At 62.1% G+C, this 19,687-nt stretch carries 19 protein-coding genes and 1 tRNA gene; 10 read left to right on the top strand and 10 right to left on the bottom strand.

Annotated elements, in window-relative coordinates; translation table 11 throughout:
• The first annotated feature begins 112 nt into the window (after positions 1 to 112).
• A complete protein-coding gene (locus tag HFX_RS00095) occupies positions 113 to 1,210 on the top strand; it encodes an ABC transporter ATP-binding protein (protein WP_004058804.1) in 1,098 nt (365 codons plus the stop codon).
• Between the two features lie 31 nt (positions 1,211 to 1,241).
• On the opposite strand, the gene HFX_RS00090 is transcribed toward HFX_RS00095, so the two are convergent.
• Positions 1,242 to 1,922 (bottom strand): class I SAM-dependent methyltransferase, encoded by a 681-nt coding sequence (locus HFX_RS00090; RefSeq protein WP_004058806.1) that lies wholly within the window; start codon positions 1,920 to 1,922, stop codon positions 1,242 to 1,244.
• Between the two features lie 121 nt (positions 1,923 to 2,043).
• Between HFX_RS00090 and HFX_RS00085 the strand changes: the two genes are divergently transcribed.
• Both HFX_RS00085 and HFX_RS00080 read left to right on the top strand, forming a co-directional pair.
• The gene (locus HFX_RS00085) at positions 2,044 to 2,502 is read left to right on the top strand and encodes a DUF2391 family protein (protein ID WP_004058807.1); all 459 of its coding nucleotides are present in this window, start codon (positions 2,044 to 2,046) and stop codon (positions 2,500 to 2,502) included.
• A 163-nt stretch (positions 2,503 to 2,665) separates the two neighbouring features.
• A complete protein-coding gene (locus tag HFX_RS00080; RefSeq protein ID WP_004058809.1) occupies positions 2,666 to 3,244 on the top strand; it encodes a DUF7090 family protein in 579 nt (192 codons plus the stop codon).
• 60 nt (positions 3,245 to 3,304) lie between these two features.
• Here HFX_RS00080 and HFX_RS00075 read toward each other — a convergent pair whose 3' ends face one another.
• From HFX_RS00075 to HFX_RS00070, 3 genes are all read right to left on the bottom strand, one after another.
• Positions 3,305 to 4,117 (bottom strand): DUF7089 family protein, encoded by an 813-nt coding sequence (locus HFX_RS00075; protein ID WP_004058811.1) that lies wholly within the window; start codon positions 4,115 to 4,117, stop codon positions 3,305 to 3,307.
• 4 nt (positions 4,118 to 4,121) lie between these two features.
• The gene (locus HFX_RS20675; RefSeq protein WP_425497320.1) at positions 4,122 to 4,208 is read right to left on the bottom strand and encodes a hypothetical protein; all 87 of its coding nucleotides are present in this window, start codon (positions 4,206 to 4,208) and stop codon (positions 4,122 to 4,124) included.
• A 187-nt stretch (positions 4,209 to 4,395) separates the two neighbouring features.
• Positions 4,396 to 4,641 (bottom strand): ferredoxin, encoded by a 246-nt coding sequence (locus tag HFX_RS00070; RefSeq protein WP_004058813.1) that lies wholly within the window; start codon positions 4,639 to 4,641, stop codon positions 4,396 to 4,398.
• Positions 4,642 to 4,760: 119 nt separating this feature from the next.
• Here HFX_RS00070 and HFX_RS00065 point away from each other — a divergent pair, with 119 nt between their 5' ends.
• Positions 4,761 to 7,310, top strand: a complete 2,550-nt coding sequence (locus tag HFX_RS00065; protein ID WP_004058815.1) for an ATP-dependent DNA helicase — start codon at positions 4,761 to 4,763, stop codon at positions 7,308 to 7,310.
• Complete coding sequence (gene cgi121, locus HFX_RS00060; protein ID WP_004058817.1) at positions 7,307 to 7,801, top strand: KEOPS complex subunit Cgi121; 495 nt, start codon at positions 7,307 to 7,309, stop codon at positions 7,799 to 7,801. Before HFX_RS00065 ends, cgi121 begins: the two co-directional genes overlap by 4 nt.
• Positions 7,802 to 8,032: 231 nt before the next feature.
• Here the strand turns inward: cgi121 and HFX_RS00055 are convergent.
• A tRNA-Gln gene (locus HFX_RS00055) sits at positions 8,033 to 8,105 on the bottom strand.
• 132 nt (positions 8,106 to 8,237) lie between these two features.
• Between HFX_RS00055 and HFX_RS00050 the strand changes: the two genes are divergently transcribed.
• Together HFX_RS00050 and HFX_RS00045 are read left to right on the top strand one after the other, a co-directional pair.
• Complete coding sequence (locus HFX_RS00050; protein WP_004058819.1) at positions 8,238 to 8,810, top strand: IMP cyclohydrolase; 573 nt, start codon at positions 8,238 to 8,240, stop codon at positions 8,808 to 8,810.
• A 69-nt stretch (positions 8,811 to 8,879) separates the two neighbouring features.
• Entirely contained in the window at positions 8,880 to 9,539 is a 660-nt protein-coding gene (locus HFX_RS00045) for a metallophosphoesterase family protein (RefSeq protein ID WP_004058820.1), read from the top strand.
• 61 nt (positions 9,540 to 9,600) lie between these two features.
• On the opposite strand, the gene HFX_RS00040 is transcribed toward HFX_RS00045, so the two are convergent.
• Entirely contained in the window at positions 9,601 to 10,947 is a 1,347-nt protein-coding gene (locus HFX_RS00040) for a tryptophanase (RefSeq protein ID WP_004058822.1), read from the bottom strand.
• Between the two features lie 368 nt (positions 10,948 to 11,315).
• Positions 11,316 to 12,494 (bottom strand): aspartate kinase, encoded by a 1,179-nt coding sequence (locus tag HFX_RS00035; RefSeq protein ID WP_004058824.1) that lies wholly within the window; start codon positions 12,492 to 12,494, stop codon positions 11,316 to 11,318.
• A 185-nt stretch (positions 12,495 to 12,679) separates the two neighbouring features.
• Between HFX_RS00035 and HFX_RS00030 the strand changes: the two genes are divergently transcribed.
• Positions 12,680 to 13,108 carry a hypothetical protein gene (locus HFX_RS00030; protein ID WP_004058826.1) on the top strand — a complete coding sequence of 143 codons (429 nt, stop codon included), beginning with the start codon at positions 12,680 to 12,682 and terminating at the stop codon, positions 13,106 to 13,108.
• 137 nt (positions 13,109 to 13,245) lie between these two features.
• The gene (locus HFX_RS00025) at positions 13,246 to 14,085 is read left to right on the top strand and encodes a ZIP family metal transporter (protein WP_004058828.1); all 840 of its coding nucleotides are present in this window, start codon (positions 13,246 to 13,248) and stop codon (positions 14,083 to 14,085) included.
• Between the two features lie 77 nt (positions 14,086 to 14,162).
• Here HFX_RS00025 and HFX_RS00020 read toward each other — a convergent pair whose 3' ends face one another.
• Together HFX_RS00020 and HFX_RS00015 are read right to left on the bottom strand one after the other, a co-directional pair.
• Positions 14,163 to 15,290 carry an oxidoreductase gene (locus tag HFX_RS00020; RefSeq protein WP_004058830.1) on the bottom strand — a complete coding sequence of 376 codons (1,128 nt, stop codon included), beginning with the start codon at positions 15,288 to 15,290 and terminating at the stop codon, positions 14,163 to 14,165.
• Between the two features lie 109 nt (positions 15,291 to 15,399).
• Positions 15,400 to 16,956 carry a DNA-directed DNA polymerase II small subunit gene (locus tag HFX_RS00015; RefSeq protein WP_004058832.1) on the bottom strand — a complete coding sequence of 519 codons (1,557 nt, stop codon included), beginning with the start codon at positions 16,954 to 16,956 and terminating at the stop codon, positions 15,400 to 15,402.
• A 79-nt stretch (positions 16,957 to 17,035) separates the two neighbouring features.
• Between HFX_RS00015 and HFX_RS00010 the strand changes: the two genes are divergently transcribed.
• A complete protein-coding gene (locus HFX_RS00010) occupies positions 17,036 to 17,911 on the top strand; it encodes a S26 family signal peptidase (RefSeq protein WP_004058833.1) in 876 nt (291 codons plus the stop codon).
• A gap of 159 nt (positions 17,912 to 18,070) precedes the next feature.
• Here the strand turns inward: HFX_RS00010 and HFX_RS00005 are convergent, their stop codons facing one another.
• The gene (locus tag HFX_RS00005; protein WP_004058834.1) at positions 18,071 to 19,687 is read right to left on the bottom strand and encodes a Cdc6/Cdc18 family protein; all 1,617 of its coding nucleotides are present in this window, start codon (positions 19,685 to 19,687) and stop codon (positions 18,071 to 18,073) included.

Here is a 19,687-nt window from a genome sequence, read left to right as displayed (position 1 = left end):
GCGACAAGTGGAGGGTTATGAGCGGCAGCAAGCGGAGAGTTATGAACGGCGACAAGCGGAGAGTTATGAGTGTCCGTACACGACCGACTGATGTGATTCCGGAGGTGAATCCATGAGACTCGAACTCGACGACGTATCCAAGCGCTACGGGACAGCGACCGCACTCGATTCGGTCTCGCTGTCTGTCGGGGAAGGAGAGTTCTTCACGCTCGTCGGCCCCTCGGGGTGCGGCAAGACGACGACGCTCCGGTGTATTGCCGGATTCGAGTCGCCGACAGAGGGTGCCGTCCGCTTCGACGGCGAGTCGATGGCGGGAGTTCCACCTGAATCGAGAGGGGTCGGCGTCGTGTTTCAGAATTACGCGCTGTTTCCCCATCTGACCGTCGGCGAGAACGTCGCCTACGGCCTTCGGTTTACGGACCCACCGGGTGGTGCCACCCGCGACGAGCGCGTCGCCGAACTCCTCGAACTCGTCGACCTCTCCGGGTTCGAGGACCGCGACCCCGATTCGCTTTCTGGTGGGCAACAACAGCGGGTTGCGCTCGCTCGCGCCCTCGCGCCCGGCCCGGACCTCCTTCTTCTGGACGAGCCGATGTCGGCGCTGGACGCCCGTCTTCGGGACCGACTCCGCCGACAAGTCAAGCGCATCCAGTCGGAACTCGGGGTGACGACCGTCTACGTCACCCACGACCAATCCGAGGCGCTGGCCGTCTCTGACCGCGTGGCGGTGCTCAACCGCGGGCGCGTGGAACAGGTCGGCAACCCCCGCGACGTGTATCACCGGCCGCAGACCAGATTCGTCGCGGAGTTCGTCGGTGAGAACAACGTCCTCGACGCGGTCGTGGAGTCTCGACCGGAAACGGGGGGGTTGCGAGTCGGTACCGAAGACCAGGTATTCACGCTCTCCGAGGGCGGCCGCACGTTCGGCGAATCACTGTCGCCAAGTACGTCGGATGCCGCTCCCGGCGAGTCGATTACGTTCTGCGTCCGGCCCGAAGCGCTCCGCGTCGGTGCCGGTCAAAACCGGATTCGCGGGACCATCGTCGATGCCGAGTTTCAGGGCGCGACGACACGTATCAGACTCGACTGGAGCGGGACCGAAGTGTCGGTGACAATCGACGACGACACAGAGCGCGGTGACGGTCGATTCGAACTCGGGTCGGAACTCGAAGTCGGGTTCAACCCCGACGCGTCGCATATCGTCGAGTGAAAACCAGGATTTTATCGGTCGATTCGGGAACCTAGGGCGCGACGCCGACGGTCAGAAGCGTTCCGAAGGTCCGATAGCGGTCGACCATATCCTCGCGGGTCTCCCAATCGTCGGTGGGGAACGCTTCAGCCGGCGGAATTTCGATGTCCATGTCGGCGATGGAGTCCTGTTCGGCGACGTAGAGACCGGCGTCGCGGAAGGCCTCGCGATACTCCTCGTGTGTCCAGCGGGTCATGTCGATGGAAATCATCTCCTGCCACTCGTGAGAGTGGATATTCTCCTCGTAGTAGTTGACGGCGCAGAAGAACGTGCCGCCCGGCTTGAGGATGCGAGCGACCTCTTCGAGAGTGTGGTGTGGGTCGGCGGCGTAGTAAAACGCCTCCATCGACCAGATGTGGTCGACGCTGTTGTCGTCGAACGGAAGGTCGTCGAAGTCGCCGACGAGGAACGTGAGGTCGTCGGTATCGGTGTACTCGCGGGCGTTCTGGACCATCTCGGGCGAGCCATCGAGACCGAAACCGCGACCGGTTCCTTTCGTGTCGTGGAGGGCGCGGAGGGCGTAGCCGCTTCCCGTTCCGAGGTCGACAACGGTATCGCCTTCTTCGACCGGCATCCGTGCGAGGGCGTGCTTCGCAGTGTGCCAGTGTCGGTCCTCCATGCCTTTGTCGCGGCCGTCGGCCGCCCAGGCGTCGAACTCGTCGCGAACGCTCATACTCGAACCTTACAGTGTGGGGACTAAATCAGTTCGGAGCGCGACGACGGATAATTCGATATCCCCCTCACTCGGTGCTGCCGCCGCGCCTTTTAATTACCGCCGACGCCACGACCGGAGTATGGTCGGGGTCCGCCGCCGATTCGCGCTTGCCGACACCGCACAGCAGATTGTCGGCGGGTTCCTCCTCGCCGGACCGTTCGTCGTGACCGAGGAGGTGTGGGTGCTCGCGCGGAGCATGTCGCTCTTGCAGGCGATTCTCACGGTCGTTATCGTCCTCGCGGTCGGCTACGGCGCGCTCTACAAGGCCGACAACCGTGACCCGGACAGAGAACGTGAGGTCGGCGGGGTTCCGGTTCGATTTATCTCACTCATCAGCGTCGCGTATCTCTCCGTGTTCATCCTCGCTATCGCATTCGACGCGCCGGGAACCTTCCTCTCGGACGTGTCGGGGCGCATCATCTTCGACGCGATGGGAATCAAACTCGACCTCGCTGTACTGGCGATTACGCTCAAGGCGACGAGCGTCGGTGCGGTGTTCAGTGTCATCGGTGCGGCGACGGCTGACTCGCTGTTCTAATCGCCGCAACGGCGAATTCCTGTCTAATCACGACGGCTCACGGCGGCTGTGCTAATCGCGATGACGGCTGACTCGCTGTATGGGGCTGTGGCGACCCACAGTTTCCCAATCAGGTAGTCGAAATGGCATGAAGGATTAAGTCGGCAGAGTAACTGCTTGAGGTATGGATTACGAGCTCGCCATCGAAGACGCGCCCGAGACGATTCCGGGCGGCACAGGAATCCTGCTCCTTCATCCGAGTATCGGCGAGACTGACCGCATCGATACGGACTTCTTCAAGGTCGACACCGACCAGTTCCTCGTCATCTCGACGCGCACCACCGCACGCGAGGTCGAACAGAAGATTGAGCACTACGAAGTCGATGAATCCCGCGCAATCATCCTCGACACGCTCTCTATCGAACGTGGTTACTCCCGACGAAGCGCCGACAACATTTACTACGTCGCCGCGCCCGACGACCTCGACACCATCGTCGAAAAGACCCGACAGTTCTTGGAGAGTTACGACGGGAAACTCCGACTCAGCGTCGATTCGGTGACGGAGATGGCCTACTACGCCGACGAAGACCGCGCCTTCGAGGCGACAAAGCGAATCCTCGAACTCCTCAAAGAGTACGACGCGGTCGGACTGTTCCACCTCTCGAAAGAAGTCCACGACCAAGAGACGCTCGACCGGTTTCGCGAGTTGTTCGACGGCGTTGTCGACCTCGACGAAGACGGCAGCGTCACGACGGACTTCTAACTCGAAGACGAACTCCCTCAGTTCAGGAGCACGGCGCGTCGCGTGCCGACACTCGGTTACCTACTCGTCTGTGTCGCGGGCGTCCTGGCCCTCCGCGAGTTGCTCGAACGTCTTTTCTGCCCACTTGACCGCGTAGGTTGGGCCATGGTCGAGGTACGCCGCGGTGTCGAGAGCGGCAAACGGCGCGGGCAAGTCGCGCTCGTGTTTGATGGCCGAGCACGCGAACTCGGTCGCCTCGGGGAACGACAGTCGCCCGAGTGCAACCAACCGCGGGAGATTCGCCAGTCTGTCGTCCAGTCGCTCGCCCGCATCGACCCACGCATCGTGGAGGCGGTCGTATCTGCCGTCCCACGAGGCAAACTCCTCGCGGGTCTGAAGTCCCACCCAACCCTCGTAGAGAGCGGCGGCAACCTGATACGTCTCGCTCGGGCCGAGGGGCATCGCCGCTTCGAGGTCGCGATACTGCTCGCCGAAGAACGGCAGGAAGTGTTCCGGGATGTCGTCAGTTCCCGCTTGAACGAGCGCCTCGGCGATGAGGAAGTCCAGAAAGTCGTCCGGAGTCCCCTTCGCGCGGTACTTCACCAACACGACCGGGGGCGTCGTCTGCCAAGTCCACGTCACGGTTCCGTCGCCGGGCATCCCGACGGTGAAATCCGAGGAGGCGTATCGGCGTAGCGCCTTCGGGACATCGTCTGGTAGCCACTCAGCGGGATACGCCGCCGGGGAGAGCGAATCGACCACGAGACCGAGGTTCTCCGCTGCTTCCGGGGGGATAGTGTCGAAATCCCCGCTTACATTCAAGACGAGTGCGCTGGGGGCGTACTCGTCGCGTATCGATTCGAGGTCCGACGGCAGTGTGCGCGTCTCAAACATTTCCTCAGGCGAGGCTCATCCCGACGAGCACGACGGCCAACACGGCCGACACGCCGACGGTACCGAGCACGATTTTCGTCGCTTGGCTCATAGTGGCACGATTACTACCCCCGACGCTTAAAGTTGTACAGTCTGACGTCGGGCGAATCTCCACTCGAAACGAAGGGGTTCGGGGACGGGACCCACGGTCCGTCGTCACACTGTTCATATTTCTAATAGAACCTGCGAAAGGTCACAAAACGGAGCGGAGCGGGTGGAACGAACCGAATCGAACCGTCTCAGGGGACGAGTTGTTCGCCGTCGTCGTCGATAATGCGAATCGCTTCGACGGGACAGACGCGGGCGGCGAACTTCGCGTCGAACTCGGCGTCCTCGGGAATCTCGCGGACGAACACGTCGTCGTCGGCCTCCGCTGCGCCTTCGAGGTCAGCCTTGCCGTCGTCGAGATTCTTCTGGAACGCGTCCCACTCGTCGACACACTGGAAGATACCAATGCAGGTGTCGCGGTCGTACTCGACTCTCATACCATCATTTTCCGCCGGGCCGTACATAGCCCTGCCGACGCTCGGCGGCGAAAGAGCCGGGTTGGTACGAGCGCGACGACCCGATGCCTTAAACCGAAGGACGGACCAAGGGGGATGCAATGCGAACAGCGGACCTGACGGGCCTGCCGACGGGGATTCCCGAGGCCCTCCACGACGAGGGCATCGAGGAGTTGTACCCGCCGCAGGCCGAGGCCGTCGAGGCCGGCCTGACCGACGGTGAGAGTCTCGTCGCCGCCGTCCCGACGGCAAGCGGAAAGACGCTCGTCGCCGAACTCGCGATGCTATCGAGCGTCGCACGCGGCGTCCCCGAGCCGCGCTCGGATGGCTCGGGAGAACTTCCCAGCGGTTCTACCGGTGGGAAAGCACTCTACATCGTCCCGCTCAGAGCGCTCGCCTCGGAGAAGAAAGCCGAGTTCGAGCGGTGGGAGGAGTACGGCATCGACGTGGGCGTCTCGACCGGCAACTACGAGTCCAGCGGCGAATGGCTCTCCTCGCGCGATATCATCGTCGCGACCTCCGAGAAGGTGGACTCGCTCGTCCGAAACAACGCGGCGTGGCTGGAGCAACTCACCTGCGTCGTCTCCGACGAAGTTCACCTCGTCGACGACCGCCACCGAGGTCCGACACTCGAAGTCACGCTGGCGAAGCTTCGCCGACTTAACCCGGACTTACAGGTGGTCGCCCTCTCGGCGACCGTCGGCAACGCGGGCGAGGTGGCGGACTGGCTGGACGCCGAGCTCGTCCACTCCGACTGGCGACCCATCGACCTCAAGATGGGCGTCCACTACGGCAACGCAATCTCGTTCGACGACGGGAGCCAACGCGAGGTTCCCGTCGGGCGCGGCGAGCGGCAGGCACCGGCGCTCGTCGCCGACGCGCTCGACGGCGACGACGACGACGACCAGGGTTCGTCGCTCGTCTTCGTCAACTCACGCCGCAACGCGGAGTCCGCGGCCCGGCGGATGGCCGACGTAACAGAACAGTACATCACCGGCGACGAACGCGGCGAACTCGCGCAGTTGGCCGCCGAGATACGCGACGTATCCGACACCGAAACTTCCGAGGACCTCGCCAAAGCCGTCGCCAAGGGCGCGGCGTTCCATCACGCCGGTCTCGCCTCGGAGCACCGAACCCTCGTGGAAGACGCCTTTCGCGACCGACTCATCAAGTGCATCTGCGCGACGCCGACGCTCGCCGCCGGTGTCAACACGCCGAGTCGTCGTGTCATCATCCGCGACTGGCAGCGCTACGACGGCGACTACGGCGGGATGAAACCGCTCGACGTACTCGAAGTACATCAGATGATGGGTCGCGCCGGTCGCCCCGGTCTCGACCCCTACGGCGAGGCGGTGCTACTCGCCAACGACGCCGACACCCGCGACGAACTGTTCGAGCGGTACATCTGGGCCGAAGCGGAGGACGTCCGCTCGAAACTGGCGGCCGAACCCGCGCTTCGGACGCACCTCCTCGCAACCGTCGCATCCGGGTTCGCCCACACCCGCGAGGGATTGCTCGAATTCCTCGACCAGACGCTCTACGCCACGCAGACCGACGACCCGGAGCGATTGGGACGGGTGACAGACCGCGTGCTCGACTACCTCGAAGTGAACGGCTTCATCGAGTTTGAGGGCGAAAGAATTCAGGCGACACCCGTCGGTCACACCGTCTCGCGGCTCTATCTGGACCCGATGAGCGCCGCCGAAATCATCGACGGTCTCGAATGGGGTGCGAAGCATCGCTCCGAGAAACTTCGCGCACTGGCCGGAGAGACGCCCGAGAAGCCCAAACAGAGGACGGACGCAGACGCTGACGATGCCCCCGGCGGATTCCAGCGGGCGAGCGAGATGGTCTCGACAGGCGACGGTGGCGGAAGCGACGACGGTGCCGACGACAGCGGAAGCGGCGACGGTGCCGACAACGGTACCGACGACGAGTTCGAAACCGACCAGACCTACCCGACCCCGCTCGGTCTCTATCACCTCGTCTGCCGGACGCCGGATATGTACCAGTTGTACCTGAAATCCGGCGACCGAGAGACCTACACCGAACTGTGCTACGAGCGCGAACCCGAGTTCCTCGGTCGCGTTCCCACCGAGTACGAGGACGTCGCCTTCGAAGACTGGCTCTCGGCGCTCAAGACCGCCAAACTCCTCGAAGATTGGGTCGGCGAGGTGGACGAAGACCGAATCACGGAGCGCTACGGGGTCGGGCCGGGCGACATCCGTGGAAAGGTCGACACGGCGGAGTGGCTCTTAGGCGCGGCCGAACGACTCGCCTCCGAACTGGACCTTGATTCGGTCTACGCTGTCCGTGAGGCCAAAAAGCGCGTCGAGTACGGCGTCCGCGAAGAACTCCTCAATCTCGCGGGCGTCCGCGGTGTTGGTCGAAAACGCGCGCGGCGGCTGTTCGAGGCCGGTGTCGAGACCCGTTCGGACCTCCGCGAGGCGGACAAGTCGCGTATCCTCGCCGCTCTCCGTGGTCGGCGGAAGACCGCCGAAAACATCCTCGAAGCGGCAGGTCGAAAGGACCCGTCGATGGACGACATCGATGAGTCCGACGCGCCGGAAGATGCGGTCCCCGACGATTCGGGATTCGAGACGGCGAAAGAGCGTGCCGACCAGCAGGCGAGTTTAGGTGATTTCGAATGAGAGTACTCGAAGCCGAAGCGACCGTCTCCGACCTCGACGCGTTCATCGCTACCGTCGGAGCGGTCTCCGACGAAACAGAAGCGACGATTCAAGCGTTCGATGCTCGGTACATCGCGGGCCGCAGCCACCTCGAACGGGCGGTCGAACTCGCTGACCGAGCCATCTCCCGCGGCAACGAAATCGCCCGCGACCGCGCCGTCGAATTCATCCTCTACGCCAGCGGCCGCCGCCAGATTAACCGCGCATTCGAAATCGGCGTCAGCGAAGGGACGGTGCCCGTCGTGATTCTCGTCGACGGCGGTGACGAGGACGCCGCAGAAGCGGCGCTTTTCGACCGGCTCGACCTCACGCCCGCCGACACGCTCGGAGACTACGACGAATCGCTCGTCTGCGATTTCTTCGACATTGGCGACGACGAACGCGCCGCGGCGGACGGCGACCTCGCCGCACTCGTCAACGAGCGCGTCGCACTTCTCGCGGTCGACCGTTGAGTCGAATCCACGGCTCGGCTGCTGTATCTGGGTTTCTCACGATTTACCGGACTGCAGTCTATCGGTTTCCACTCGAAACGAACCCCTTCAGTTTCCAAAAGTAACCCCTTCGTTTCAACTGGAGAACAGGGGACAGCGTCGCCCCGAAGAGTGTAGAGAACGAAGAATAGTTCCACCAGGATTCGAACTTCCGGAAGTTACCTTCCGACGTTCGAACCGCGCGAACCAGTATAGTTCCACCAGGATTCGAACCTGGGTCGTTGCCCCCAGAAGGCAACAGGATTGGCCACTACCCCATGGAACTTCGCATCACTTCGTAATTCGTGGGCATTTGTAAACGTTGCGTGTCGGCCCTCGCGTGCAAACTAGTGACATACAACAGAACAGACGTGCATAAACCACCAACTATTTGCCCCTGTTCTATCCACTGTCGTGTATGTACGTCGGACGATTCGTCGTCGTCGGTCCCGGAATCGGTGCCTATCGTGTCTCCTCTCGGTCCTTCCCGAATCGACAGGTCGTCGACCGGGACGGAGCCCTGACCGTCGGGCCGACGCCCGATGCCCCGGAGACTGACAACCCTTACATCGCCTACAACTGCGTCCGCGAGGGTGGTCAGTACGTCGTCGTCGGAAACGGGTCACAGGTCGACCCAATCGCCGAAAAACTCGACCTCGGCTACCCGCCGCGCGACGCACTCGCTGAGATTCTGCTCGCACTCGACTACGAGAAAGACGACTACGACACGCCGCGAATCGCGGGCGTCGTCGGTGCCGACGACGCGTACATCGGCATCGTCCGCAAGGACGCACTCGTCGTCGAAGCGGTCGAGGAACCGACGCTGGTTGCGACCTACGAGGAAGACGACCCGCGGACGTTCGACCTGTCGGCCGAGAGCGCCGCCGATGCGGCCCGCGAACTCTACAACCACGAGTTCGAACACACGGTCTGTGCCGCCGCGGCGACCGTCGGCGAGTCGGTCGAAACCGCCTTCTACAACGGCGAGTAGTCGAACCGAGTCGGTCCCGTCACCGACTTCAGCCCCGTACTTTTCACCCGAGGACCCGTATCGTGAGCCATGCTTCTGGGCGTTATCTCGGACGTGCACGGAAACCTCCCGGCACTCGATACCGTCCTCGAATCGCTGCCGCCGGTCGACGAACTCGTCTGCGCCGGCGACGTGGTGGGGTACAATCCGTGGCCCGAGGAGTGCGTGACCACGCTGTCGGAGCGGGACGTGCCGACCGTTTCCGGGAACCACGACCGAGCAGTCACAGCCGCGACCGGCTTTCGGTTCAACAGCATGGCCGCCGCTGGCGTCGACTTCGCCCGCGAAGAACTGTCTCCAGAATCACTCGACTGGCTCGAATCACTTCCGGAGACGCGAACCGTCGCCAACGGCCGGGTTCGACTCGCCCACGGCCACCCGGACGACCCCGACCGGTACACCTACCCGGAGGGTTTCTCACCCGCGCTGCTTTCGGGCGAAGACCTTCTCGTATTGGGGCACACCCACATCCAAGGCCACGAAATCTACGACGAGGGAATCGTCCTCAATCCGGGAAGCGTCGGGCAACCCCGCGACGGCGACCCGCGGGCGGCCTACGCCGTCGTCGACCTCGAGACGATGACGGTCGAAGAACACCGGGTCAACTACGACATCGACCGAGTCGCAGAGCGCGTCCGCGAAGTCGGACTGCCAAAACGGCTCGCGAGTCGACTCTACGAAGGAAAGTGAATCGAGAAGGCGAATAGAAGCGAATAGAAGGCAGTCAGAAGACGGCGGGATGCGAGCGCTTTCAGTTCGAGGTCGGTTCGAGTCGCGCCGAGAAGTGCCGAAGCTCCTTCATCGGCGGTTCCTCGATGATTTCGAGACCCTCGTACTCCTCGGCGTTCTCCATCGCCTTGACGGCCGTCTCAGCGATGTGTTCGAGGTGTTCGAAACTGTACGTCCGCCGTGGGAGCGCGAGACGGACGAGGTCCGGACGGTCGGTGCCGGGGAATGCGAATCCGCCGAGTTCGACGCCGCGGACGCCGCCTTCGCGGTAGAGCGCGCAGACGAGCGCCTGCCCGGGGAACTGCTCTTTCGGAATGTGGGAGAAGATTTCGCTGGCGTCGAGGTAGACGGCGTGACCTCCGGTCGGAAGGTAGACGGGGACGTCCTCTTCGGAGAGCAAGTCACCCAATTCGGCCACTTGCTCGACGCGCTCGCCGATGTACGGCGGCGTGACCGCCTCGCGGAGGCCGACGGCCATCGCCTCGATATCCCGGCCAGAGAGGCCGCCGTAGGTGGGGAAGCCCTCGTAGAGAATCGCCCGCTGCTTTGCGTGTTCGAATATCGTCTCGTCGTTCATCGCGGCGAACCCGCCGATGTTGACGAGGGCGTCTTTCTTCCCCGACATCGTGATGGCGTCGGCGTGTTCGAACTGCTCGCGGGCGATTTCGGCGATAGACATGTCCTCGTAACCCGCCTCGTTGGTCTGGATGAAGTGAGCGTTCTCCGCGAACCGGCAGGCGTCCATGACGAACATCGCGTCGATGTCGCTTGCGAACTCGGCAGTGGCGCGAATGTTCTCCATCGAGACGGGTTGGCCGGCGACGGAGTTGTTCGTGATAGTGAGGACGACGACCGGAATCGAATCTGCACCGACTTCCTCGACGAGGGCGTGACCCGCGTCGAGGTCGAAGTTCCCCTTGAACAAGTCGGTCGAGTTCGGGTCGCGAGAGGCGGGCGACGGGCAGTCGACGGGTTCGGCACCCTGGTTGACGATGTGCGCCCGCGTCGTATCGAAGTGCGAGTTGTTCGGGACCACATCGCCGTCTTCGAGAAGCACACCGTAGAGGACGTTCTCCGCACCGCGTCCCTGATGGGTCGGAACGACGTGTTCGAATCCCATCACATCGCGGACGGATTCGGCGAGGTTGTCGAACGACTCGCTGCCGGCGTACGCCTCGTCGCCGCGAATCATCGCTGCCCACTGGTCTGCGGACATCGTTCCCGTGCCGGAGTCGGTCAGCAAATCGATGTAGACATCGCGAGCGTCGAGATTGAAGACGTTGTACCCCGCCTGTTCGATGGCGGCCTCCCGCTCCTCGCGAGAGGGAAGTTCGATGGGTTCGACCATCTTTGCCTTGTATGAGCGCATACCACCCTATACGGCCGTGAATGTGAAGAATAATGCAGGCGGAAAACAGGGGAGATACGGTTGTTTCTCGTCGTTTTCGGGCTATTCTGTACATCGGTGTTGGTGTCTGTGTTGATTGCCACCATGGACCGTCAATTCTGACCGGTGTCTCGGCTGGGTAGGCTATTGTCTCGGCTGAACAGGCCAGTGAGTTGGCTAGCCTGTCCGAGTCCGAACCGGTCCAATCCGGCCCGGTTCAAGAGATAGCGGTGGTCCGTGGTGGACGATGGTCTGTAGTGGGCGATGGTCCATGGTAGACGGTGATCCACGATGGACTCCCTCGGAGAGACACGTTGACGATAGCGTGTCTCAGAAGCAGTCGAACCGGCTCAGAACTCGTTTTGGATGATTTCGAGTGTCTCCTCGCGGTCGTCCCACGCCACGAAGATGGCGACAGACGTTGCGGAGGTGATGACATCGTGGATATTGATGCCCGCCTCGGAAAGCGGCTGGACGATTTCGAGGATGACACCCGGCCGGTTCGGAAGTTCACCGCCGGTGACGCGAATGACGGCGATGTTGTCTTCGACGGTGACAGACGAGAGGGCTTCGTCGGCGACGACGCGGTCGTGAAGCACTGCCTCCGCCTGATTCGACTCCTCTTCGAGGACGTAGAACGTGATTGAGTCCATCCCGGAGGCGACCGAGTCGACGTTTATGTCCTCGTCGCGCAGGGCGACAGAGAGGTCCGCGAGGATACCCGGTCGGTTGCGAATCGCTCGTCCCGCGACGGTAAGACACGCAAGCGGGTCCTCCTGCATGTCGATGAGGTTGTGGAACTCACCTTCGATGAGCGTCCCGCCGGTGAGTAAGTCACCGTGTTGGTAGTGAACGACGCGAACGTCGAGTTCTTCGTCCTTGTAGGAAAGCGCCGACGGCGCGACGACCTCGGCACCGCGGAACGAGAGGTTTCGGAGTTCGTCGACGGTGATTCGGCCGACGTTCCGCGCACCTTCGACGACGCGCGGGTCGCCAGTCATGACACCCTCGACGTCGGTCACGATGACGACCTCGTCGGCGTCCATGTACCTGCCGAGCATCACGGCGGTCGTGTCGGAGCCGCCGCGGCCGAGGGTCGTAATCTCGCCCTCGAGGTTCTGTGCGAGGAAGCCCGTGATGACCGGGACGACGCCGTCTAACTCCTCGGCGAGTTTCGCGGCGCGCCGCTGGGTTTCTTCGACATCGACTTCGCCGAGGTCGTTCGCGATGACCGGCCAGTCATCAGCCCCGGGTTCGAGGAACAGTGCATCCACGCCGCGAGCGGCGAGCGCCGCCTTGAGCATCCGAACGCTGGTTCGCTCGCCCATCGAGACGATTTCGGCGCGGTCTCTGTCGTCGGCTTCGAATTTGATTTCGTCGAGCAGGTCGTCGGTCGTCGACCCCATTGCAGAGGCGACGACGGCTATCTCGTGTCCCTCTTCGACGGCCGCGGCGATAGAGTCCGCGGCGCGATTAATTCGGTCACCGCTCCCAAGAGAGGTGCCGCCGAACTTCGCGACTACGCGCATCGTCCCTCCGCTGCGTCGTGTCGCTGCGACTCTCGGTGCTCAAACATGCGAGGGGCTAACGCGGGGGGACGTATAACTATGTCCTCCTTTTCAACCGTTGCCGACATCGGCGAATCCGCCGCCGAGACGGTCCCTAACCCTTCTTTGTGCGGAGGTTTATGAACGAAGGGGCGAAACGTTTAGCTATGAAAGTCAGAGACGCCGTCGACTCGGACGCCGAGGCCCTCGCCGCCGTCGCCGATGCGCCGGAACGGGCAATGCGTCGGTTGATACAAGACCGGACGGTCCGCATTGCAACCGCGGAAACCGGTGCAGACCCGAATGCAGACACACCGGCAGCCGACGACCCAGTTCTCGGTTTCGTCGGATTCGACGTTCGAGATGGCGTCCTCCACGTCACTCGACTCGGCGGAACCGAAGACGCAGTTCAGCGACTTCTCGAAGAACCCCTTCGGTTCGCCAACACTGAACAACTCCCGGTCGAAGTGCTCGTCCTCGAATCGGAAGAACCGCTTCACACTGCAGTCGAACACGTCGGGTTCGAGCGAGTCGGTCACGGGCCGGATTTCGACGGGACTCGGACAGTTAGGTACTATCTCGACGAAACGAACTAGTCGGTTTCGACGGCCTCTCAGCGACTACCGACGGCCTCTCAGCGACTGAGAGTTGACGGAGGGCATACGTAGACACCTCTCGTTTAGAGAGACATGGCAACCGGGCGTGACGGGCGACAGGTGGAGGCGAGACGGCGGTGACGACAGTCGAAGAACTGTTCGTCTCCATCGCCGGGACAAATCCCGTTATCCACGGTCTCGTCGGCGGCCTCGTTATCGCCGGGCTGAACATGCTCGGTGCGCTTCTCATCTTGATTTGGCGCAACCCCTCGAAGCGGTCGCTCGATACGCTTCTCGGATTCGCTGCTGGCGTAATGCTCGCCGCGAGTTTTACGAGCCTCATCCTCCCCGGTATCGAGGCCGCGGGCGGCAGTCCGGTTCCGGTTCTCGTCGGGTTCATCATCGGCGTCGCCGTCCTCGACCGGGCCGACATGTGGCTTCCGCACGTCCATATCCTCGTAACCGGGCAAGCCCGCGCTGACGCTCCCGAGGCGGAGACAGAGGCAGAGGCAAAGATAGAAGCAGAGACGAAGATGGCGTCTGTCGTTCTCTTTATCATCGCCATAACCATCCACAACATGCCGGAAGGACTCGCAGTCGGGGTCGGCTTCGGCTCCGGAGACCTCGGAACCGCCATCCCGCTGATGCTCGCTATCGGCATCCAGAACATCCCGGAAGGGCTCGCAGTTTCTATCGCCGCGGTCAACGCTGGCCTTCGAAACACGACCTATGCGACGTTCACGGGTATTCGTGCGGGTCTCGTCGAGATTCCGCTCGCCGTCTTCGGCGCGTGGGCCATCCAGTACGCCACAGCGCTCCTCCCCTACGCGATGGGATTCGCTGCGGGTGCGATGTTGTTCGTCATCTCCGACGAAATCGTCCCCGAAACGCACGCAAACGGAAACGAGCGCGTGGCGACGTTCGGGACGATGATTGGCGTCATCGTGATGCTCTATTTGGACGTGACGCTTGGGTGAAGAGTGAGGGGATGGGGAGTGAGGGGGCGAGGAGTGAGGGGATGGGGAGTGAAAAGTTCGAGTGGAAGCGAAGGGGTTCAGTCGTCTGCAGTCGGGATGTCGGTCGGAGTTTCGTGGTCAGAAATGCTCGCTGTCGGCGCGAGGAACGCCGCGGGGTCGAACTGGTCGAGGTCGGCATCCGCCGCCACACGCGCCGGCCAGTCGGGGTTAGCGAGGGCGCTCGTCCCCAGCGTAACGAGGTCGGCACCGGAGTCAACCGCCGCGCGCGCCGCGTCGGGGTCGCCGAGACCACCGTTTGCAACGACGACCGTCTCGTCGGTAACGTACTCGACTGCGGTTTCGGCGAGTGACGGCCCGTCTTCACCGAATGTCGGACCGGCAGCATCCGAGTCGACCGTGTGGACGTAGTCTGCACCGGCGGCCGAGAGTTCCTCGAAGAAGACCGCGGCAGCGTCCACTCCTTCGACCCACTCGTAGCTGTCGTCGGTCACTTTGGTCTGCGAAACGCGTACGCCGACGACGAACTCGTCGGGGACGGCCTCGACAACTGCCGAGACGACTTCCGCGGGGAATCGAACGCGGGCCTCGGGCGCGCCGCCGTACTCGTCATCGCGCTGGTTCGCGTCCGCCGCGAGGAACTCGTTGAGAAGGTAGCCGTTCGCGCTGTGAATCTCGACGCCGTCGAACCCGGCTTCGACCGCGTTCGTCGCAGACTCGACGAACCCCTCGCGGACTGCATCGAGGTCGTCGAGAGTCGCTTCCCGTGGAACGGCATATTCACCGCTCCCGCCGTAGGCTTCGGACTTCTCACCGTCCGGTTGGACCGCCGAGGGGGCGATTGTCTCGTCGCTCTCGACGTTCGGGTTCTCCTGTACCTGTGCTCCGGCGTGCATCAACTGGGCAACTATTGGCGTGTCGAAGTCGTGGACGGCATCCGTGACCTGTGTCCACGCCTCTACGTGGTCCTCGGTGACGAGACCGGGTTGATTCAGATATCCCTGACTGTAGGTGTCGTCGGTGTAGACGCCCTCAGTGACGAGAAACGAGAAGCCACCCTCGGCGAATTTCGCGTAGTAGCGCGCCATCTGCTCGGTCGCCCGCCCGTCGGCGGTCGCGCTGACACGAGTCATGGGTGCGAGGCCAGCGCGGTTGTCGAGTTCCAGGTCGTTCAGCGTCGTCGCGTCAAATAGTATGTCGTCAGACATTACCACCGATCCGACTGTCGGGCTTATAAGCAGACGGCGGTGTGGTTGGGCGGGGCGCACAACCGTGTGCTTCCGCGTCAAAAACGGTGTGGGTCAGAAGAGACGAGGGTCAGGAGAACTTCCGAACCGTCATATTCAGCGTGTTGAGGTCGACGATAGGAGCGTACCCAGCGTCAGGGTCGATATTGACGGATTTCTGGAAGTCGGTCTGGGCTTGCCAGCAACCGGAGTTGACCGCGAGAACGTTGTGGTATTTCCCCCAGCCGAGTTTGTGAACGTGGCCGGTGTGGAAGATGTCCGGAACGTCCTCCATGACAAGGTAATCGAGTTCTTCGGGTGCGAGGCGCGTGTGACCCCCGAACTGCGGTGCGACGTGCCGCTTTTTCAGGAGTTGGTACATCGCCTTGTGCGGTTCGTCGTAACTCGCCTTCTCCGAGGGGAGTTCGGCGATGACTTCGTCGAGCGAGACGCCGTGGTACATGAGCACCTTGACGCCTTCGAGCGTGACCATCGAGGGGTTGCTCGTGATGCGGGCGTCGTGGGCGGACATAATGTCGCGGAGTTCGTCGTCGAAGCCGGGTTGGGGTTCTGCGAGGCGAACCGCGTCGTGGTTACCCGGAATCATCACGATATCGAGGTCGCCGGGAACCGATTTGAGATGCTCCGAGAACACCTCGTACTGGTCGTAGATGTCGATAACGTCGAGTTCTTCGTCCTGATTCGGGTAGACGCCGACGCCTTCGACCATGTCGCCCGCGATGAGGAGATACTCGATGTTCGCCGCTTCTTCGGTGTGGAGCCAGTCAGCAAATCGGTTCCACGCATCGGCCATGAACTCCTGACTGCCGACGTGTACGTCCGAAATAAGCGCTGCCTGGACGTGTCGGTCCGCGGTGTTCGGGCGGTAGCTCCGCGGCACGTCCGGGAAGTGCATCGAATCGACGAACAGAATCCCGGCGTCACCGGAAAGCGTTCCCTGGACGGCGATACACTCGTCTAAGAGGAGGTCGTCGACGTAGGACGCGATTTCCTTGTCTTTCATCACGAGACACGGGAACGTCCCTGTCGTGTCCTCGAGGTCGATAATCCAGTGGCCGCTCTTTGTCGACCGAACGTCGTCTACGAGACCGATGAGTTCCGCGTCTTCCCCGCCGGACATCTTCGAGATGGCCTTCGCCGGGCGGTGGTTGACGCGTCCACGGAGCATCTTCGAGAGCTTCTCGTAGCGGTCGCGGAACACCTTCACAAAGTCGTCGTACTCCCCAGTTCCCGTCGACTGACCGGTCATGTCGTTCGCAATATCGAGCGACCGAAGCGCCGGGTCGACGTTCCGTCCGCTGGACGACTCCTGTACTTCGGATGGAGTCGTATTTCCAACTTGGGTGGCGTTGTCATCCGATGTTGCAGCGGAAACGGGGGGGTCGCCTACGTCGGCGGCGCTCGGGGATTCAGTTCCCGGTGGGTCCGAAGCGGGTGCAGACGCGAGCACCTCGCGGACGTGGTCTGCAGTGATTCGAAGCGCGTCATCCGGGGTGGCTTCGACGACACGGGCGAGCGTAGTGCCCGGGTCGTCCGAACCGGCGATGAGGGTCACGGCCTCGCGTTCGGCGTTGTAGCCGCGACCGACGAGTGTCCGGACGATGCGCGCCGGCGTCTCCAATGGCACACCGCCGAGTCAGCGGAGCGTGGCAAAAAGGGTGCCGAAACCCAGAACGTTGAAATCCGGCGCGGGCAAACTGGAAGTGATGAGTGCCGACGACGGCCGCCCGCCCTCCAACGACTCGCCGCTCGGTCCAGACACCGATGAAGGATTTCTGAAACAGCTCTGGACGGCCGACGAGGGACCGTTACTGTTCATTCGAGAGGTGTTGACGAGCGCTCTCGCCGTACTAGCCGTTGGCTTGCTCCTATTCGCGATTAGCGGTGTGTGGCCACCGATGGTCGCCGTCGAGAGTGGGAGCATGGAGCCGCACATGCACAAAGGCGACCTCGTGTTCATTTCGGGACCGGACCGTTACGTCCCCGACTCGGCTGTCGAGGGGACTGCCGTCGTCACTGCGGAGAAGGGCTCAGAAGTCGGCTATCGGTCCTTCGGTGGGAACGGAAGCGTCGTCGTGTATCACGACCCGAACGCAACTGGCCCACCCATCATCCACCGTGCAATGTTCCACGTCGAAAAGGGTGAAAATTGGTACGACAAGGCAAACCCCGACTACATCTCGGCGGACAGTTGCAACGAACTGGCCAACTGCCCCGCTCGCTACTCCGGGTTCATCACGAAAGGAGACAATAACCCGCGCTACGACCAGGTGAGCGGTATCAGCGACCCAGTCCGGCCCAAGTGGGTTCAGGGCATCGCTCGCGTCCGTATTCCGTTCCTCGGATGGGTTCGCCTGACGCTCGCAAACACGCTCATGGCACCGAATTCTGTCGACCCCGTGCCAGTCGAGTCGGTGTCGGCTCCGGTTGAATCGGGGTCTTCGATGGTTAGTCAACCAGCAGCGCAGGTCTCGACTATCGACACGAAATCAGCGGCTTTCGAGCCGAACGCGTCGGCCATCGAGCCAAAACGACCGGCTAACGTGCACAGACAGTTTTCGCAGCCATCGCTGGCCGCATAGCTCGGGAAGGCAATTCCGTTCTCAGCAGTTCTCGTCTGACAGTCCACTCCGACACTCCACGTCCGGTAATCCGTATCTCGGGCTCGAAGCGTTAGAATGTGACTCGAAGCCTCGTAGAGTAGTGTGACTCGAATGTCAGTAAAGAGGTATACTCGACCCTTAGTTGTCGAACCGCGCCTGCACGAAGGGTTGTGCGCTCTCAATGTCGCCGAGACGGGAGTCCGTTAGGAGGACCGCCTCCGTCTCGTCGATAGGAACAGAGAGGCTGATTTCCTTGGTCCGGCCGTAGCGACCTTTGGAGACGACGACGGCGTTGACGATGCCGAGCATGTCGAGTTCGGAGATGAGGTCGGTGACGCGGCGCTGTGTGAGCACGTCGGCGTCAATCTCCTCGCAAAGGCGCTTGTAGATGTTGAACACCTCACCGGTGTTGATGTTTCGGACGCCGTTCTTTTCGAGGAGGATGATAGCAAAGAGGACGATTTTCGACTGCGTGGGGAGCGTCCGAACGACCTCGACGACGCGGTCGAGTTCGATTTTATCCTGTGCTTGCCGGACGTGCGCTTCTTCGACGGTATCGGCCTGCCCACGCTCGGCGAGTTCTCCGGCTGTTCGGAGCAAGTCGAGCGCGCGGCGCGCGTCACCGTGCTCCTGCGCCGCGAAGGCGGCACAAAGCGGGATTACGTCGTCCGTCAATGCGCCCCCTTTGAACGCCACGTCGGCGCGGTGCTGAAGGATATCGCGGAGTTGGTTGGCGTCGTACGGTGGGAAGACGATTTCCTCCTCGCCGAGACTCGACTTGACTCGCGGGTCGAGAAAGTCGGTGAACTTCAGGTCGTTCGAGATACCCATGATAGAAATCCGCGAGTTGTCGAGTTCCGAGTTCATCCGCGAGAGATTATAGAGCGTGTCGTCGCCCGATTTTTCGACGAGTTTGTCGATTTCGTCGAGCATGATGACGACCACGCGCTCTTTGTAATCGACGGCGTCGAAGAACGTCGTATAGACACGGTCTGTCGGCCATCCCGTCATCGGAACGGTCTCCATCTCGTCGGCGTCGACGGCGAGTTCCTCCTCGCGCTCGTTTATCTCGGCGATGGAGTCATAGGGCGTATCGGCGAGCGCGTTCGGGTCTTCTGTCGCCCGCGTGCGCATCTCGTCGAGGCGGTCCTGTTCTGCCTCGATTCGTTCGATGTTCTTCTCGATGAATTTGTTCGCGAGTTGCGCGAGCACGCGATACTGTGTGTCCGTCACTTCGCAGTTGATATACTCGACTTCGCACGGAACGTCGTACTTCTGCGAGGTAGACTCCAGTTCCTGACTGACAAACTTCGCACTTGCCGTCTTCCCGGTCCCGGTCTTCCCGTAGATGAGAATATTCGATGGCGTCTCGCCGCGGAGCGCGGAGACGAGAATCGTCGCCATCTGGTTAATCTGGTCAGTTCGGTGGGGAAGTTCGTGCGGCGTGTACGACGGCCGAAGAACCTCCTTGTTCTCGAAGATGGGTTCACCAGCGAGAAGGTCGTCGAACAACCCTTTCGAACCGTCGTCGTCGTTTAAGACGACCTTGTCGAGTCCGACATCAGGGTCTTTGTGCTGGTCGAGGTCCTCGTCGGGAGTGTCGGCATCTGGGCCGATACTCGCTTGAATATCGATATCCTCGGCGGATACGTCATCCTCGGGAGCCACGCCACCGGACCCGGTGTCGATGTCGCGTTGAGGGTTACCCCCATCTTCCCGTCGATTGCCATCTCGTGGATTGTCGTCCTCGTCCAT

The organism is Haloferax mediterranei ATCC 33500 (assembly GCF_000306765.2).
Classification (GTDB): Archaea; Halobacteriota; Halobacteria; order Halobacteriales; family Haloferacaceae; genus Haloferax; species Haloferax mediterranei.
Note: the sequence above shows the minus strand (reverse complement) of the source record. Positions and strands in the feature narration are given on the sequence as shown.